The sequence below is a fragment of the Amycolatopsis halotolerans genome (assembly GCF_042647905.1).
Lineage (GTDB): Bacteria > Actinomycetota > Actinomycetes > Mycobacteriales > Pseudonocardiaceae > Amycolatopsis > Amycolatopsis halotolerans.
This window is the reverse complement of sequence record NZ_JBHRWI010000001.1, coordinates 66889-83973: the sequence shown is the minus strand read 5'-3', so window position 1 is coordinate 83973 and position 17085 is coordinate 66889. Positions and strand designations below refer to the sequence as shown.

Annotated in this window: 15 protein-coding genes and 1 tRNA gene; 11 read left to right on the top strand and 5 right to left on the bottom strand. The window is 68.6% G+C overall.

Annotated elements, in window-relative coordinates; genetic code table 11:
* Positions 1–20: 20 nt before the first annotated feature.
* Genes yidC through rpmH form a run of 4 tightly spaced genes read right to left on the bottom strand, consistent with a single transcriptional unit; the run spans position 21 to position 2116 of the window.
* Entirely contained in the window at positions 21–1181 is a 1161-nt protein-coding gene (yidC, locus tag ACFORO_RS00420) for a membrane protein insertase YidC (protein WP_377872859.1), read from the bottom strand.
* Between the two features lie 4 nt (positions 1182–1185).
* Complete coding sequence (yidD, locus tag ACFORO_RS00415; RefSeq protein ID WP_377872860.1) at positions 1186–1512, bottom strand: membrane protein insertion efficiency factor YidD; 327 nt, start codon at positions 1510–1512, stop codon at positions 1186–1188.
* Between the two features lie 6 nt (positions 1513–1518).
* A complete protein-coding gene (rnpA, locus tag ACFORO_RS00410; RefSeq protein WP_354735891.1) occupies positions 1519–1950 on the bottom strand; it encodes a ribonuclease P protein component in 432 nt (143 codons plus the stop codon).
* Positions 1951–1972: 22 nt separating this feature from the next.
* Positions 1973–2116 (bottom strand): 50S ribosomal protein L34, encoded by a 144-nt coding sequence (gene rpmH / locus ACFORO_RS00405; protein WP_116205226.1) that lies wholly within the window; start codon positions 2114–2116, stop codon positions 1973–1975.
* A 601-nt stretch (positions 2117–2717) separates the two neighbouring features.
* On the opposite strand from rpmH, the gene dnaA reads away from it, so the two are divergent.
* The 11 genes from dnaA to ACFORO_RS00350 all read left to right on the top strand — a co-directional run bounded on the left by dnaA (position 2718) and on the right by ACFORO_RS00350 (position 16429).
* Entirely contained in the window at positions 2718–4412 is a 1695-nt protein-coding gene (gene dnaA, locus ACFORO_RS00400) for a chromosomal replication initiator protein DnaA (RefSeq protein ID WP_377872861.1), read from the top strand.
* A 910-nt stretch (positions 4413–5322) separates the two neighbouring features.
* Positions 5323–6456, top strand: coding sequence for a DNA polymerase III subunit beta (gene dnaN, locus ACFORO_RS00395; RefSeq protein ID WP_037809143.1), 1134 nt, complete (start codon positions 5323–5325; stop codon positions 6454–6456).
* Between the two features lie 48 nt (positions 6457–6504).
* The gene (gene gnd / locus ACFORO_RS00390; RefSeq protein WP_377872862.1) at positions 6505–7395 is read left to right on the top strand and encodes a phosphogluconate dehydrogenase (NAD(+)-dependent, decarboxylating); all 891 of its coding nucleotides are present in this window, start codon (positions 6505–6507) and stop codon (positions 7393–7395) included.
* Positions 7396–7413: 18 nt separating this feature from the next.
* A complete protein-coding gene (recF, locus tag ACFORO_RS00385; protein ID WP_377872863.1) occupies positions 7414–8568 on the top strand; it encodes a DNA replication/repair protein RecF in 1155 nt (384 codons plus the stop codon).
* A 109-nt stretch (positions 8569–8677) separates the two neighbouring features.
* The gene (locus tag ACFORO_RS00380) at positions 8678–9313 is read left to right on the top strand and encodes a DciA family protein (protein WP_377872915.1); all 636 of its coding nucleotides are present in this window, start codon (positions 8678–8680) and stop codon (positions 9311–9313) included.
* Positions 9314–9510: 197 nt separating this feature from the next.
* Entirely contained in the window at positions 9511–11478 is a 1968-nt protein-coding gene (gene gyrB / locus ACFORO_RS00375) for a DNA topoisomerase (ATP-hydrolyzing) subunit B (RefSeq protein WP_377872864.1), read from the top strand.
* 49 nt (positions 11479–11527) lie between these two features.
* The gene (gyrA, locus tag ACFORO_RS00370) at positions 11528–14131 is read left to right on the top strand and encodes a DNA gyrase subunit A (protein ID WP_354735902.1); all 2604 of its coding nucleotides are present in this window, start codon (positions 11528–11530) and stop codon (positions 14129–14131) included.
* A 35-nt stretch (positions 14132–14166) separates the two neighbouring features.
* A complete protein-coding gene (locus ACFORO_RS00365) occupies positions 14167–14817 on the top strand; it encodes a DUF3566 domain-containing protein (RefSeq protein WP_344282393.1) in 651 nt (216 codons plus the stop codon).
* 50 nt (positions 14818–14867) lie between these two features.
* Positions 14868–14941, top strand: a tRNA-Ile gene (locus tag ACFORO_RS00360).
* A gap of 92 nt (positions 14942–15033) precedes the next feature.
* The gene (locus ACFORO_RS00355) at positions 15034–15975 is read left to right on the top strand and encodes a hypothetical protein (RefSeq protein WP_377872865.1); all 942 of its coding nucleotides are present in this window, start codon (positions 15034–15036) and stop codon (positions 15973–15975) included.
* Positions 15932–16429, top strand: a complete 498-nt coding sequence (locus ACFORO_RS00350; RefSeq protein WP_377872866.1) for a hypothetical protein — start codon at positions 15932–15934, stop codon at positions 16427–16429. The genes ACFORO_RS00355 and ACFORO_RS00350 overlap by 44 nt, the downstream gene beginning before the upstream one ends.
* On the opposite strand, the gene ACFORO_RS00345 is transcribed toward ACFORO_RS00350, so the two are convergent.
* Complete coding sequence (locus ACFORO_RS00345; protein WP_377872867.1) at positions 16430–17044, bottom strand: DinB family protein; 615 nt, start codon at positions 17042–17044, stop codon at positions 16430–16432.
* Positions 17045–17085: the final 41 nt, after the last annotated feature.

Below are 17085 nucleotides of genomic sequence, written 5' to 3'. Positions count from 1 at the left end.
TCCTCTCCGAACCCGAAGCGTCAGCGACGCTTCCGGCCCGACTTCCTGTTCGAGTCCTTGAGGAGCCCGGGCACTCCGGTGCCGTTCTCCTTCGATCCGTTCTGGTTCGACGTCTGCTCCGGCGCGCTCTCCGCCGGTTCGGCTGCCTTCGTCTCGGACGACGCGGTGTTGTCGGACTTCGCGTTGCCGGATTTGCCGCCGGCGGAGGTCTGCGCGAAACCGTGCGCCGAACCCGCCTTGGTCACCTTGCCCTGCTGACCCTGCTGCTGGTTCTTCTTCTGCTGCACCGGCTTCTGCCCGACCTTCGGCGCGGTCGGCTTCTGGCCCGGCTTCGGGCCGAGCGACGCGCGCTTCTCCGCCGCCTCCTCCTTGCGAGCCGCCTCTTCCTTGTCGATCTTCGTGTAGACGAGGCGCTGCTGCATGAGCGTCCAGCCGTTGTTCGCCAGCCAGTAGAAGAGAAGGCCGAGCGGGAAGAACGCACCGAACACGAGCACGCCGAGCGGGAAGACGTACATGGTGAGCTTGTTCATGATCGCGGTCTGCGCGGTGCCCGCGGCCGACGCGTTCTGCCGGGAGACCGAGTGGCGCGCGGTGAGGTGCGTGGCGATCGAGGCGATGATCATCAGCGGCAGCGCGACCGGGAGGACCTCCCAGTGCCACCCGCCGTTCGCGACGTGGCCCGCGACGGCGCCGACGCCGTTGTTGACCGCCTCGCCCATGTTGACGCCGAAGAGCTTGGCGCTCGTGTACGACAACACGTCTTGCGCGTTGAAGAAGTAGTTCTCGGTCTTCGCGCCGCCGCCGGCGGGCGGCATGGTGAACGCGCGCAGCACGTGGTTCAGGCCGATGAAGACCGGGATCTGAAGAATCATCGGAAGGCAGCTGCCGAGCGGGTTGACGCCGTGCTCGCGCTGGAGCTTCTGCATCTCCTGCGCCTGGCGCTGCCGGTCGTTCGCGTACTTCTTCTGGATCTTCTTCATTTCCGGCGCGAAGTCTTGCATCTTCTTCATCGACCGGACCTGGTTCACGAACGGCTTGAACATGATGCCGCGGACGGTGAACGTCAGGAAGATGATGCCGAGGATCCACGAGATCGCGGTCGCTTCCCCGAAGACGAACCCGAAGACCTTGTGCCAACACCACAAGATGAAGGACACGGGGTAGTAGATGAAATCGAGCACTGAGCTACTCCTCGATCGGTGTTTCAGGCGTGCGGTGTCGCCACGAGAACTTCTCGGGCACCGGGTCGCGGCCGGACGGGGTCCACGGGCCGCAGCGAAGCAGCCGGCGCAGCGCGAGGTAGGAGCCCTTGGCCGCGCCGTGGCGGGTCAGGGCTTCGACTGCGTACGCGCTGCAGCTCGGGTAGAACCGGCAGGCCGGGGGAAGGAAGGGCGAGATCGCCTTGCGGTAGAACCGCACGGGAAGGAGCAGCACCCACGCGACCGGTCCCGGCCGGGGCGGCTTGCCTTCCTCGGGTGCTTCGGTGGTGCTGTGCTCGGAGGTGGCGTCCATAGCCGTTTACACCGCTGATCCGTGGTCGGGTGCCGCGCCCTGTTGACGCGGCTGCCGGGGAGCATCGGCCCCGGCCGGGCGGCCGGACGGCGCGAGGCCGAGCCGGCGCAGCGCGGCGTCGAGGTCGGAGTCAAGCTCCGCGCTCGACGCGGACGCCGCCGGAGGCAATGCCCGTACCACCAACGAAGTGCCCGCGGGCAGTGTTCCGAGACGCGCGGAAACAAGGTGGCGCAACCGGCGGGTCACCCGGTGGCGCACCACCGAGTTGCCGACGGCCTTGCTCACCACAAAACCCGCCCTGGCCGCGAACGAGGCGGCCACGGACGGGTCCGTGGTCAACGCATGAACGACGAGGCGGCGCCTGCCGGCTCGGGACCCCCGGCGGAGGACGACCCGGAAGTCCTCGCTCCGCCGCAGACGTGCGCCAGCGGGCAGCACGACGCGGTTGCGCGGAGCCGGATCAGGCGGACAGCTCGGCGCGGCCCTTGCGACGGCGCGCCGCGAGGATGCCGCGACCCGCGCGGGTCCGCATGCGCAGGCGGAAACCGTGGGTCTTCGCGCGACGACGGTTGTTCGGCTGGAAGGTGCGCTTGCCCTTGCTCACTGCTTCTCCTGTGTCTCGGCCGTCGGGCGACGGCGGATTCCCCGGCGCCCGGCGTGTCGTGCGGGTCGCACGGAAGTTCGTGCTGTCTCCTACCACCGGGTGGTCTCGTCACGACGAGCGACGACATACGTAGGCACGCGAAACGCACCCGTCGCATACGGGAGACCTTACGAGGGTACGCACCCCGGTCGTGAACGCCGCAGGCGCCCCTCCGCCACCCTCGGCGACCGGCCCGCGAGACTGCCTCCCGGCACGGCGCGGCACCGAATGGCAACACGCCGTACACCGTGAAATGCTTGCGCAGCACCACGCCTTGTGGCATCGGGCAGGGCTTGTTAGCGTGCCTCTCTCGGCCTCCGGGCAGGACTGATGCCGCTTCGCCGGCGCCGGGGGGTGTGGAGGCGCCCGGGGAGTACGCCGAGCCCGCAGGTGGCGTGGCTGCGGACGGCCGTACATTAGTGCACAGCTGTGGACAACTTTGTGGATATCGCTGTGCCGTCGCGCGGGTGAGTCCGGACCGCGTGCTTCGAGGCGAGCTTCCAGGACGTGCTCGGGGTGGGTCCGAGGCGTGCGCGCCGACGAGGGGAGGGGAGTCAGACCGGTGTCGGAGCACCAGCACAATCTGGGCGTCATCTGGGAGCAGGTGGTGCGGGAGCTGTCCGACGGCACCCTCTCCCCGCAGCAACGAGCCTGGATGCGGGTGACCCGCCCGATCGGTCTCCTCGACGGCACCGCGCTGCTCGCCGCGCCGAGCGACTTCGCGAAGGAAGCCATCGAACGCGCGCTGCGCACTTCGATCACCGAAGCGCTGTCCCGCCGGCTCGGCCGTCCCGTGTCGCTCGCGGTGAAGGTCGACAGCACCGAACCGGTAGCGCCGGTACCCCGTTATGCGGCGTCACCCGCCCGGGTGGAAAACGATGTCCCGCATCCGGAGCCGATGCCGGCGCCGCCCGCGAGCCCGCACACGGGGAACGGCCAGGCCGACCACGTGCGCCCGGAGCGCCCGAAGCCGAAACCGCCGCCGCGACGGCCGCAGGTCGAAGCCGCCGGTCTTCCGCCGGCGCGGGTCGACCCGCCGCCGCCCCCGCCTCAGCAGCCGCTGCACCCGTCCCACCCCGGCCTTGACGACATCGAGGACCCGGACGAAGAAGTCGACGAAGAGGGCGAAGCGCTGGCGACCGCCAACGAGATCTGGCCCCGGTTCGCCGGGCAGCCGATCGCGGGCCAGCCCTACACCGCGCCCGCGCAGCCGCAGACGTCGAAGACGAAGCTGAACGAGAAGTACAACTTCGACACCTTCGTCATCGGCGCGTCCAACCGCTTCGCGCACGCCGCCGCGGTCGCCGTGGCCGAGGCTCCGGCCCGCGCGTACAACCCGCTGTTCATCTGGGGCGAGTCCGGCCTCGGCAAGACGCACCTGCTGCACGCCGTCGGGCATTACGCGCAGCGGCTGTTCCCCGGCATGCGCGTGCGGTACGTCTCGACCGAAGAGTTCACGAACGACTTCATCAACTCGCTGCGCGACGACCGCAAGGTCGCCTTCCAGCGGCGCTACCGCGACGTCGACATCCTGCTGGTGGACGACATCCAGTTCCTGGAGGGCAAGGAAGGCACCCAGGAGGAGTTCTTCCACACCTTCAACACGCTGCACAACCAGAACAAGCAGATCGTGGTCAGCTCCGACCGGCCGCCCAAGCGGCTGGAAACCCTGGAAGACCGGCTGCGGACGCGGTTCGAATGGGGCCTGATCACCGACATCCAGCCGCCTGAGCTGGAAACCCGGATCGCGATCCTCCGCAAGAAGGCGGCGCAGGACCGGCTCGCGGTGCCCGGCGACGTGCTGGAGTTCATCGCGTCGCGGGTCGAGGCGAACATCCGCGAGCTGGAGGGCGCGCTGATCCGCGTCACCGCGTTCGCGTCGCTGAACCAGCAGCCGGTGGAAGCCGGGCTCGCCGAGATCGTGCTGCGCGATCTGATCCCGGATTCGCACACGCCGGAGATCACCGCGCCGACCATCATGGGCGTCACCGCCGAGTTCTTCGACGTGACGCTCGACGAGCTGTGCGGGCCCGGCAAGACGAAGGCGCTCGCCACCGCCCGCCAGATCGCGATGTACCTCTGCCGCGAGCTGACCGAGATGTCGCTGCCGAAGATCGGGCAGACGTTCGGCGGCCGCGACCACACGACCGTCATGCACGCGGACAAGAAGATCCGCAAGGAGATGGCCGAGCGCAGGCGGATTTACGACCAGGTGCAAGAGCTGACGTCGCGGATCAAGCAGCGCGCGCGTCAGTAGCCGACTGCCGCGTTTGGACACTCGCTTGTAGACAGTCCTGTTTCGACGCTCAAGGCCGCCACGGACCCCCGTGGTGGCCTTTTTGTTGCCCTGACGGGCTTCTCGCCCGTACGCAGCTGAAGCGTGTGTACGGAGCGGCGTAGGAGCGAAGCACGCGTACGCATCCACAGACGTCCACAGCCTGTGTACACAAAATTTCTCAAACTCATTGATACACAAGGGGTTTTCCCCAGGGTGTGGGCAGTTTGCCCACAGTGCCAACGGATCCCGGAGCTGCGACGACCCGGATTTGATCCACATCCCACTCACACCGAATCCACAGGTTGTCCCCAGGGTTGTCCACGCTGATTCCCCAGGTTGCCCACAGGTCATCCACAGCTGTGGTTCGTCACTCACCAGGGCGATCCCGAGCGCTCAGACCGCCCCCAGAGCCTGGGTACAACTCGGCCTCAACCTGGGGACAACCCTGGGGACAACTCGGCCCGACTGTGGATGAATCGGGGACCGCCCGAAACCATCCACGGATCGGCCGAACCATCCACCGATCCGCCACCAGGGCTGCCCACAGGCCCGCGCCCGCCACGACCAGCGCGAACGAGCCCTGTCCACACAATCCACAGCCCCTATTACTGCTACTGGTTTTTCATCTCTTCTAAGAAAGAACAGAACAAAAACAGGCGGAGGACGAAACTGGGGACAAGCCGAGATTCGTGTCGTCTTGTCGACAAACTGAAGGGGAGGCCGAGGTGACGGCGACCCCGGCGACGGCCTAACGTGGATGTCTGCAGCTGGTCCGTTCCCGCGCGGGGCGGACCGGACCGGCGGGGACCCGGTCGCACGCGGTGCTCACGACCGGTACCCGGCGACCCCTTCACGAGCCGAGGGGCTCGGCTGTCGAAAGGAAGCGCGCATGAAGATCCGCGTCGAGCGCGACGGGCTCGCCGACGCCGTCGCGTGGGTGGCCAGAAGCCTCCCCTCCCGGCCTCCGGTGCCGGTCCTGGGCGGCGTCCTCCTCGACGCGGGCGCGGACGGGGAGTCCGACGCGCTCACGGTCTCCGGCTTCGACTACGAGGTCTCGGCCACGGTCGGCGTTCCCGCGACCATCGCCGACGGCGGACGGCTGCTCGTCTCCGGCCGCCTCCTCGCCGACATCACCAAGGCGCTGCCCGCGCAGCCGGTGGAGATCTCCGTCGACGGCGCCCGCGCCACCATCACGTGCGGCAGCGCCCGGTTCAGCCTCCCGACCATGCCGGTCGAGGACTACCCGCAGCTGCCGTCCCAGCCCGCCCACGCGGGCGAGCTCACCGGCGACGTCTTCGGCCAGGCGGTCACCCAGGTCGCCACCGCGGCCGGCAAGGACGACACGCTCCCCATGCTCACCGGCATGCGGCTGGAGATCTCCGGCGAGACGCTCACCCTCGTCGCCACCGACCGGTTCCGGCTCGCCATGCGCGAGTTCACCTGGAAGCCGGCCGAGGGCCTGTCCGACGCCGCGGTGCTCGTCCCGGCGCGCACGCTCGCCGAGGCCGCCAAGACGCTCGGCGGCGCGGGCACCACCGTGCAGCTCGCGCTCGCTTCCGGCGACGGCCTGCTCGGCCTGTCCGGCGCGGGCCGCTACACGACCACCCGGCTGCTCGACGCCGAGTTCCCGCCGTACCGCCAGCTGCTGCCCGCGAACCACACCTCGCGCGCGGTCATCGAGGTCAGCGCGCTCACCGAGTCGATCAAGCGCGTGTCGCTGGTCGCCGAGCGCGGCACCCAGGTGCGGCTCGAGTTCGGCGACGGCTCCCTGCGCCTGTCCGCGGGCGGCGACGACGAGGGCAGCGCCGAAGAGGAACTGCAGGTCGACTACGAGGGCGAGCCGGTCACCATCGCGTTCAACCCCGGCTACCTCGTCGACGGGCTCGGCGCGCTGCACAGCGACCGGGCCGAGCTGACCTTCACCACGCCCAACCGGCCGGCGCTGATCAAGCCCGCCGACGCCGAGGGCAACGTCGTCCCCGGATATCTCTACCTGCTCATGCCGGTCCGGCTGCCGGGCTGAGCGGGCGCGTCCAACCGAGGAAAACCGATCCAATCCAAAGGGGATCTCATGGTTCAGCTGGGTCTCGTCGGCCTGGGCAAGATGGGCTTCAACATGCGCGAGCGGCTGCGCGCCGCCGGGCACGAGGTGGTCGGCTACGACCGCAACTCCGGCGTCAGCGACTCGACCTCGCTCGAAGACCTGGTCTCCAAGCTGTCCGGTCCCCGGATCGTGTGGATCATGGTCCCGGCCGGGGAGCCGACCCGGCAGACCGTCACCGCCCTCGGGCAGCTGCTGTCCGAGGGCGATCTGGTGATCGACGGCGGCAACTCGAAGTTCACCGACGACAAGCTGAACGCTGATCTGCTGGCCTCGCACGGGGTCGGCTACCTCGACTGCGGCGTCTCCGGCGGCGTGTGGGGCAAGGACAACGGCTACGGCCTGATGGTCGGCGGCGCGGCGTCCGACGTCCAACGCGCGATGCCGATCTTCGACGCGCTGCGTCCGGAGGGCCCGCGCGAGGAAGGCTTCTCGCACGCCGGCTCGGTCGGTGCCGGGCACTACGCGAAGATGATCCACAACGGCATCGAGTACGGCATCATGCAGGCCTACGCCGAGGGCTTCGAACTGCTCGAAGCCGCGAAGACCGTCGACGACGTGCCCGCCGTGATCAAGGGCTGGCAGCGCGGCACCGTGGTCCGCTCCTGGCTGCTCGACCTGCTGGTGCGCGCCCTGGACGAGGACCCGGAGCTGGACGACCTCGAAGGCTACGTCGAGGACTCCGGCGAAGGCCGCTGGACGCTGGAGGAAGCGGTCAACAACGCGGTTCCGGCCCCGGTGCTGTCGGCGGCGCTGTTCGCCCGGTTCTCCTCGCGGCAGAAGGACTCCGCCGCGATGCGCGCCGTCGCCGCGCTGCGCAACCAGTTCGGCGGCCACGCGGTGAAGAAGGCCGGGAGCTAGCTCCCGCGGTCCCCGCCCGTGTATCTGCGACATCTCCAGGTCACCGACTTCCGGTCCTGGCCGCTGGCCGACCTCGCCCTCGAACCGGGGCCGGTCGTGCTCGTCGGCCAGAACGGCCGGGGGAAGACGAACCTGCTCGAAGCGATCGGCTACGTGGCGACCCTCGGTTCGCACCGGGTCGCCACGGACGCCCCGCTCGTCCGCCATGGCTGTGAACGCGCGCTCGTCCGGGTCGCGGTCGTCAACGAAGACCGCGAGCTGACGGTCGAACTCGAGATCACGCCTGGCCGCGCCAACCGTGCCCGCGTGAATCGGGGCGCGGTCGGCAAGCCGCGCGACGTGCTCGGCATTCTGCGTACGGTGCTGTTCTCTCCCGAGGACCTCTCGCTCGTGCGCGGCGATCCGAGCGAACGCCGTCGGTTCATGGACGAGTTACTCGTGCTTCGCGCACCTCGGTACGCAGGCGTGCGCGCGGACTACGAGAAGGTGCTTAAGCAGCGCAACGCGCTTCTTAAGACTGCGGGCAAACGCCGTACTGGTCGCGAAGATCCGTACGCACTGTCGACGCTCGACGTGTGGGACGACCATCTCTCGGTGGCTGGCGCGCAGCTGCTGGCCGCACGGTTGAACCTCATCGCGGACCTCGCGCCGTACACGGCTGACGCTTATATGGGCGTCGCACCGGACTCTCGCCCGGCGAAGATCGCGTACAAGTCTTCGCTCGGCGACGCGCTTCCGCCGTCGTACGGCGTGCCTGACGGAGAGCGTGCGGACGCAGAGGTACTGCGCGAGCTGTTGCTGAAGGCGTTGGCTGACTCGCGGCGGCAGGAACTGGAGCGAGGCATCAGTCTCGTCGGCCCGCATCGGGACGAACTGGAGCTGATCCTCGGCGAACTCCCGGCGAAGGGGTACGCGAGCCACGGCGAGTCGTGGTCGTTCGCGCTCGCTTTGCGGCTCGGAAGTTACGAGCTTCTGCGTGCCGAAGCGGGCGAACCGGTGTTGTTGCTGGACGATGTCTTTGCCGAACTCGACCGCAAGCGCCGGGCCCGGCTGGCCGAGGTCTCCGCGAGTGCCGAGCAGGTGCTCATCACCGCGGCGGTGGCCGAGGACGTGCCCGCCGAGCTCGCCGGTGCGAGGTTCACGGTGGCCGACGGGGAGGTGAACCGTGCCTGAACAGCCACAACGACCACGCCGGGTGACCGGGGTCACGCGAGTTGCCCACCGATCTGGGGACAAACCTGTGGACAGTGTGGATAAACCCGGAGCCGCGTTATCGCCGCGCGTGACGAACCGGCCGGATGGCCGTCTTGACACCTCGAAAGCGGACGACGCCCCCCGGAATCCCGCGCGTGGCGCGACTGAGCGTGACAGTTCCACTGGGCCGAACGAGACGCCCGCTGGGGACGCTCCGAGCGGCCGCGACCTCGCGCACGCCGCGCTCGAAGCGGCGAAGGCGAAAGCCCGCGAGCGCGGTGCCCCGCCGAACCTCCGCCGCGGCCGGATCACCGGGGGCGGCGGACAGAACCGGGCGCGCCGGCGGTGGTCCGGTCCGGGCGCGGATCCGCGCGACCCCCAGCCGCTCGGCCGGCTCGTGTCGAGGCTGGTCTCCGACAGCGGCTGGCAGAGCACCGTGACCAACGCGCGCGTGTTCGGGCAGTGGGCCCGGCTCGTGGGCGAGGACGTCGCCGAACACGCCCAGCCGATCGCGCTCAAAGACGGCGAGCTGACCGTTCGGGCGAGTTCCACCGCGTGGGCGACGCAGTTGCGGTTGCTGCAGGGCAAGTTGCTGGCGAAGATCGCCGCGGGCGTCGGCAACGGCGTCGTGAAGCGGATGCGGATCCAGGGTCCGACCGCTCCGAGCTGGCGGAAAGGACCCCGGCACGTGCCTGGCCGCGGACCGCGTGACACGTACGGCTGACGGGGGTTGCGGTCGGGCGGGTCATTGCCCCGAGAACCGGGTCGCGCCGGTTCGGATACGACCTGACTCGCCTGAGGGTGATTTCGTGCCTCTGCGACAGACTGAGAGGTGTCCTTGCCGCATGTGAGCGCGCGCGGCCAAGTACACTGTTGTAGTAGCGGGCGTCCGCTCGGGCGAGACGAGGAGAAACAACGCCGGTGACCGAGAACAAGAGCGAGTACAACGCGTCGTCCATCACCGTGCTCGAAGGCCTCGAAGCGGTTCGCAAGCGCCCCGGCATGTACATCGGTTCCACCGGTGAGCGCGGTCTCCACCACCTGGTCCAGGAGGTGGTGGACAACTCCGTGGACGAGGCGATGGCGGGGTACGCCACCAAGGTCGAGGTTACCCTGCTCGCCGACGGCGGGGTGCGGGTAGTCGACGACGGCCGCGGCATCCCGGTCGACATCCACCCCAAGGAGCAGAAGCCGACCCTCGAGGTCGTGCTCACCATCCTGCACGCGGGCGGCAAGTTCGACAGCGACTCCTACGCGGTGTCCGGCGGTCTGCACGGCGTCGGCGTCTCCGTGGTGAACGCGCTCTCCACGAAGCTGCTCGCGGAGATCAAGGTCGGCGGCCGCAGCTGGCGCCAGGAGTACACCGACCAGATCCCCGGCCCGCTCGAAGACCTCGGCCCGGCCACCGACACCGGCACCACCATCACGTTCTGGGCCGACGGCGACATCTTCGAGACCACCACCTACAACTTCGAGACCATCTCGCGCAGGCTGCAGGAGATGGCGTTCCTCAACAAGGGCCTCACACTGTCGCTGCGGGACGAGCGCGTCCCCGACGAGGAGACCGAAGAGGACGCGGCGGGCAAGCCGATCCGGGTCAAGGAAAAGGTCTACTGCTACCCGGGCGGGCTCGAGGACTTCGTCAAGCACATCAACGGCAGCAAGGACCCGATCCACCAGAGCGTGATCTCCTTCGACGCGAAGGGCACCGGCCTCGAGGTCGAGGTCGCGATGCAGTGGAACAACGGGTTCACGCCGTCGGTGTACACCTTCGCCAACACGATCAACACGCACGAGGGCGGCACGCACGAAGAGGGCTTCCGCGCCGCGCTCACCCGCGTGGTCAACGCGTACGCGCGCGAGAAGAAGCTGCTCAAGGAGAAGGACGCGAACCTGACCGGCGACGACGTGCGCGAGGGGCTCGCCGCGATCGTGTCGATCAAGCTGTCCGAACCGCAGTTCGAGGGCCAGACCAAGACCAAGCTGGGCAACAGCGAGGCCAAGACGTTCGTGCAGCAGCAGTCGAACGAATGGCTCGGCGACTGGTTCGAGCGCAACCCGAGCGAAGCCAAGACGATCATCAACAAGTCGATCTCGTCCTCACAGGCCCGGCTCGCCGCCCGCAAGGCGCGCGACCTGGTGCGGCGCAAGGGCGCGCTGGAGATCGGCGGCCTTCCCGGCAAGCTCAAGGACTGCCGCTCGAACGACCCCGGCGAGTGCGAGCTGTACATCGTGGAGGGCGACTCGGCGGGCGGTTCGGCCAAGGAGGGCCGCGACTCGATGTACCAGGCGATCCTGCCGATCCGCGGCAAGATCATCAACGTCGAGAAGGCCCGCATCGACCGCGTCCTCAAGAACACCGAGGTCCAGTCGCTGATCACCGCGCTCGGCACCGGCATCCACGACGACTTCGACATCTCGAAGCTGCGGTACCACAAGATCGTGTTGATGGCCGACGCCGACGTCGACGGCCAGCACATCACCACGCTGCTGCTCACCCTGCTCTTCCGCTTCATGACGCCGCTGATCGAGCACGGCCACGTGTTCCTGTCGCGGCCGCCGCTGTACAAGATCAAGTGGCCACGGTCGGAGCCGGACTACGCGTACTCCGAGAAGGAAAAGGACGTCGTCATCCAGGCCGGGGTCGAGGCGGGCCGCCGTCTCCCGAAGGACGACGCGATCCAGCGGTACAAGGGTCTCGGCGAGATGAACGCCGACGAGCTGTGGGAGACCACGATGGACCCGAGCAACCGGCTGCTCGGGCAGGTCACCCTCGACGACGCGGCACAGGCCGACGAACTGTTCTCCGTGCTGATGGGCGAGGACGTGGAAGCCCGCCGCTCGTTCATCACGCGCAACGCCAAGGACGTGCGCTTCCTGGACGTGTAGGCGTCCCCCGTAACTCACTTCCCCAGGACTGCTCACCGAGAAGGACCCCATGACGGAAACCTTGCCGCCGGAACACGACCGGATCGAACCGGTCGACATCCAGCAGGAGATGCAGCGCTCCTACATCGACTACGCGATGAGCGTCATCGTGTCGCGGGCGCTGCCGGACGTGCGCGACGGCCTCAAGCCGGTGGCGCGCCGGATCCTGTACTCGATGTTCGACTCCGGGTTCCGCCCGGACCGCGGGTACAACAAGTGCTCCCGCGTCGTCGGCGACGTCATGGGCAACTACCACCCGCACGGCGACTCGGCGATCTACGACGCGCTCGTGCGGCTCGCCCAGCCGTGGTCGCTGCGCTACCCGCTGATCGACGGCCAGGGCAACTTCGGCTCGTCGGGCAACGACCCCGCCGCCGCGATGCGGTACACCGAGTCCCGGCTCGCGCCGCTCGCGATGCAGATGCTCGCGGACATCGAAGAGGACACCGTCGATTTCCGCGACAACTACGACGGGCGCACGCAAGAGCCCGACGTGCTGCCGTCGCGGTTCCCGAACCTGCTGGTCAACGGCGGTTCCGGGATCGCGGTCGGGATGGCGACGAACATCCCGCCGCACAACCTGCGCGAGGTGTCCGAAGGCGTCGTGTGGGCGCTGGAGAACCCTGAGGCGACCGACGACGAACTGCTCGCCGCGCTGCTCGTGCGGGTCAAGGGCCCGGACTTCCCGACCAAGGCGATGATCCTCGGCACCTCGGGCATCGAGGACGCCTACCGCACCGGCCGCGGTTCGATCCGGATGCGCGCGGTCGTCGAGGTCGAAGAGGACGCCAAGGGCCGCACCATCCTGGTCGTGTCCGAGCTGCCGTACCAGGTCAACCCGGACAACCTGGTGGAGAACATCGCGCACCTGGTGCGCGACGGCAAGATCACCGGGATCTCGGACATCGCGGACGAGTCCAACAGCCGCTCCGGCATGCGGATCGTCGTCACGATCAAGCGCGACGCGGTGGCGAAGGTGGTGCTGAACAACCTGTTCAAGCACACCCAGCTGCAGCAGAACTTCGGCGTGAACATGCTGGCGCTGGTCGACGACGTGCCGCGCACGCTGCGGCTCGACCAGATCATCCGGCACTACGTGAAGCACCAGGTCGACGTGATCGTGCGGCGCACCCGGTACCGGCTGCGCAAGGCCGAGGAACGGGCCCACATCCTGCGCGGTCTGGTCAAGGCGCTCGACATGCTGGACGAGGTGATCGCCCTGATCCGGCGGTCGCCCTCGGCCGACGAGGCCCGGCCGGGCCTGATGTCGCTGCTCGAGATCGACGAGATCCAGGCCACCGCGATCCTGGACATGCAGCTGCGCCGGCTGGCCGCACTGGAGCGCCAGCGGATCATCGACACCCTGGCCGAGATCGAGCTGGAGATCGCCGACCTCAAGGACATCCTCGCGAAGCCGGAGCGGCAGCGGTCGATCATCCGCGACGAGCTGATGGAGATCGTCGACAAGTACGGCGACGAGCGGCGCACGCAGATCATCCCGTTCGACGGCGACGTGTCGGTCGAGGACCTGATCGCGCAGGAAGACGTCGTCGTCACCATCACCCGCACGGGCTACGCCAAGCGGACGAAAACCGATCTGTACCGGTCGCAGAAGCGCGGCGGCAAGGGCGTGCAGGGCGCGACGCTGAAGCAGGACGACATCGTCCAGCACTTCTTCGTGTGCTCCACGCACGACTGGATCCTGTTCTTCACGAACAAGGGCCGGGTGTACCGGGCGAAGGCCTACGACCTGCCCGAGGCCAACCGCAACGCGCGCGGCCAGCACGTGGCGAACCTGCTCGCGTTCCAGCCGGACGAGCAGATCGCCCAGGTCATCGAGATCCCGAACTACGAGGTCGCGCCGTACCTGGTGCTCGCCACGCAGCGCGGCCTGGTGAAGAAGACGAAGCTCACCGACTTCGACTCCAACCGCGCGGGCGGCCTCATCGCGATCAACCTGCGCGAGGGCGACGAGTTGATGGGCGCGGTGCTGGCGGCGGCCGAGGACGACCTGCTGCTGGTGTCCGCGGGCGGCCAGTCGATCCGCTTCCACGCGACCGACGAGGCGCTGCGCCCGATGGGCCGGCCGACCTCGGGCGTGCTGGGCATGCGGTTCAACGAGGGTGACGAACTGCTCGGCATCAGCGTGGTCAAACCGGACAAGTTCCTGCTGGTCGCCACGGACGGCGCGTATGCGAAGCGGACGCCGATCGAGGACTATCCGGTACAGGGCCGCGGCGGCAAGGGCGTGCTCACCATTCAGCACGACAGCAAACGTGGCAGGCTGGTGGGGGCACTCATCGTCGACGAGGACGACGAGCTGTTCGCCATCACGTCCAGCGGCGGGGTCATCCGCACGCCGGCGCGGGACGTGCGCAAGGCGGGCAGGCAGACCAAGGGCGTTCGGCTGATGAACCTGGGTGACGGAACCACTCTTCTCGCGGTCGCACGCAACGCGGACGAGGGTTCGGACGTCGCCAATGGTGGCGAGGACTCCGCCGAGGACGGTTCCGAGGTTTCGGAAGTTGTGGCTTCCGAGACGGTTTCGGAGGAAGCGGCCGAGGCTACGCCAGAGGAGCCCACAGCAGAAGACGGCACGGCGCCGGAGCAGTGATCGGCGCCCCACGCACGGGTAAGGACTGACTCAACGTGGCACCATCCGACAAGGCCGACGACGCGTCGGCCAACCCGCCCTGGCAGCGCACCGCCAAGGACGGCGGCGGCGACTCCGAGGCCATGGCCACGGCGCGGATCGCGACCGAGGACGTGCCCACCGCGGCTCCGGAACCGGCCGCGGCCGAGAACGACTACCCGGTGACCGGCTCGGCGGCGCCCCGGCTCTTCGGAGGCGAGGCACCGCCGCCGGCGGACGACGTGCCGCCCGCGGGCCGCACCCGGCCGACGCCGAGCGCGCTGCGCCGTCCCGGCCGGGGCCCGCGACGGGCGAGCCTGCAGATCAAGCGGTTCGACCCGTGGTCGGTGCTGAAGCTGGCACTGGTGCTCGGCGTCGCGATGTTCTTCGTCTGGCTGGTCGCGGTCGGCGTGCTCTACACCGTGCTCGACGGCATGGGCGTGTGGGACAAGCTGAACGGCACGTACTCGTCCCTGGTCGGCGGCGAGGGCGCGAACGCGTCCCCGGAACCGCTGATCAGCGCCGGTCGCGTGTTCGGCATCGCGGCCATCCTCGGGGCGATCAACATCGTGCTGGTGTCCGCGCTGGCCACGGTGAGCGCGTTCATCTACAACGTGTCGGCGGACCTCGCGGGCGGGCTGGAAGTCACCCTGTCCGAGCGGGAGTAACCCGGTTGCAAGTGCGGATGGGGAGTCCGGTAAAGTACTCCTCGTTCGACGGGCCCATAGCTCAGGCGGTTAGAGCGCTTCGCTGATAACGAAGAGGTCCCAGGTTCAAGTCCTGGTGGGCCCACATTTCTCGGAAGGCCGGTTCGCAGCTCCTGCGGACCGGCCTTCTGGTATTTCGGATGACTGACCGGTGGTGCGGTCGCCAGAATCAGCCGCATGCAGACCCCGGCGGAGATCCTTTATCGGCTGAGCCTCGGCGTGGTCGCCGCGCAGTGGGACGACTACGAAGGCTTGGCCGAAACCTCGGCCTGGTTCGAGTCGGCGACCGCGCGCGAGCTGCTGCGGATCGACTACTACTCCCGCCAGTCCCGATCCGAGGAACCGGTGATGGGACGGGTGACGGACCGGAAGCTGAAGCGCGCTCCGCTGGTCGCGCTGGTGCTGGCTTCGATGCATCGCGACGGGCGCCTGCGGGAGCGGGCGGTTCGGCTGTTGTGCTCTTCGGACAGTGCGTTGAGCGACCGGGCGCTGGCGATCCGGGTTGCCGACTACGTCGAGGCGGTCCGGGAACTGGCCGAACAAGAGGTGCTGCGGCGGACGACGTTGGCGCAGGCGGCGCGGATCATGCCGCTGCTGCAGCGGATTTCGCAGCGCTGGCGGGGTTCGGAAGTATTCGCGCGCTATCTGCGTGCGCTGGTCGCCGTGCACGGCGAGGCGACAATATGGGCGTGCTTGCGAAACTCCGAGGGCTTCGAGGTCCGGCGGGCAGCGTTCCGGCACAGCTTCGAGTCTGGATTGCTCGGCTTGCCGGACGCGGTCCGGTTGCTGCCTCGGGAACGGGACCAGATCGTCCGGCGGCAGTTGATCGGTGTCGTCGCTGAATCGGCGACGCCGGACGTCATCGCCGAGTTGTTGCTTCGCGGGCGGTCCGCGGAGAGCCGGGTGCTGGGATTGGTGAAGCTGACCGCGGCGCAGCTCGATCCCGTTGAGGTGGAACGACTTCTGGTCGACCGGTCGGTGCTGGTGCGGTTGTGGGCGCGGCTGCGCTGGCGGGAAATGGGGCGACCCGGTCGAGGTTTATACGGCGCTCGCTCGTTCCGCCGCCAAGCCGGTGGTGCGGGCTCGGGCTTACGTCGGGCTCGCGGAGACTGGGACTGAGCTGGACCGTTCGGAGATCGTCGGTCTCGCTCGGAGCGCGGACCTGCCGTTGAAGAAGATCGGGTTGGCGTTGCTCCGGGGCAAGGCGATCGCTTCGGAAGTGCCGTGGCTGCTGCGGGAGATGGCCGGCGATCACTCGCGCGTGGCCCGGTTGGCGGGGGAAGTGCTCAGCAGCAGTCCGCAGCTGTGGTCGCCGGCGGATTTGGCTGTGTTGAAGGGTTCTCCGGAGACAGTGCTTCGGCGTCGGGGATGGTGGTTGCACCGCAGTCGCGGCGGATGGGAGGCGGTGATCGCCGACCTCGAGTTCGGGGAGGTTCGGGGCAGGCTTGCGCTGCCGATGTATTTCCAGCCGACTGACGTGCAGCGGCAACGGATCGTGGACCTGCTCAGCACGCTTTCCCTTGACCGGCACAAGGTTTCGGAGATCGCGTTCGCCGCCGGGATTCCGGGGTGATCAGCGGGTCTGCCGGTACAGGTCGCGCAGCAGGGCGATTTCCGCACCGTGGTGCAGGACTTCCTGGTTGACCCACCAGACGATCTCGAGGAAGGGGCTTTCGGCGTCGCTGCCGTGCGGGTAGGTGCAGTAGCCGACGGTGTCCAGCGCGGCGTCGTCGACGGTCAGCAAGGCTTCGCGCCAGGCTGTCGCACCGGCGTCGAAAGCGGCGACGGCGGTTGTGACGTCGCCGGCGATCGGGTAGTCGTCGCGGGTTTTGGTGTGCGTGCCCGAGGTGTGGTCGGCGCGGAGGGCGAGCATTTCGCTGAGATGGCTGAGCCGCCAAGCGATGGTGGTGAACGGCGGTGGCACCGGTTGCGGGTACGGGGCAGCGTCGCGGCCCCACTCGCCGGTTCCGGCCAGGTGCGTCGCGCGCGGTCCGGGTCCGTCGGCGCGGCGGCGCACCGACCAGTGCCCGGGGACCGGCGGCCAGTGGTACTCGGCGTCGGTCATCGGGCTGACCGGTGTTTCGGAGCCGTCGCCGCTGTCCAAGTACGGACCGGTGAGGCGGTTCGCGAGGCGGGTGCGGGCGAAGTCGAACTGGTCGAGCAGCGGTGCCAAACGGGGTGGCGGCACGGAAAACTCCCTGGGCCGATGCCGGGAAGACCTGGTTCAGT

Excerpts from the sequence above, each read along its gene's own strand:
- gyrA (WP_354735902.1), top strand. The coding sequence starts at position 11,528 with ATGACGGAAACCTTGCCGCCGGAACACGACCGGATCGAACCGGTCGAC.
- ACFORO_RS00355 (WP_377872865.1), top strand. The coding sequence starts at position 15,034 with ATGCAGACCCCGGCGGAGATCCTTTATCGGCTGAGCCTCGGCGTGGTC.
- yidD (WP_377872860.1), bottom strand. The coding sequence starts at position 1,512 with ATGGACGCCACCTCCGAGCACAGCACCACCGAAGCACCCGAGGAAGGC.
- gnd (WP_377872862.1), top strand. The coding sequence starts at position 6,505 with ATGGTTCAGCTGGGTCTCGTCGGCCTGGGCAAGATGGGCTTCAACATG.
- dnaN (WP_037809143.1), top strand. The coding sequence starts at position 5,323 with ATGAAGATCCGCGTCGAGCGCGACGGGCTCGCCGACGCCGTCGCGTGG.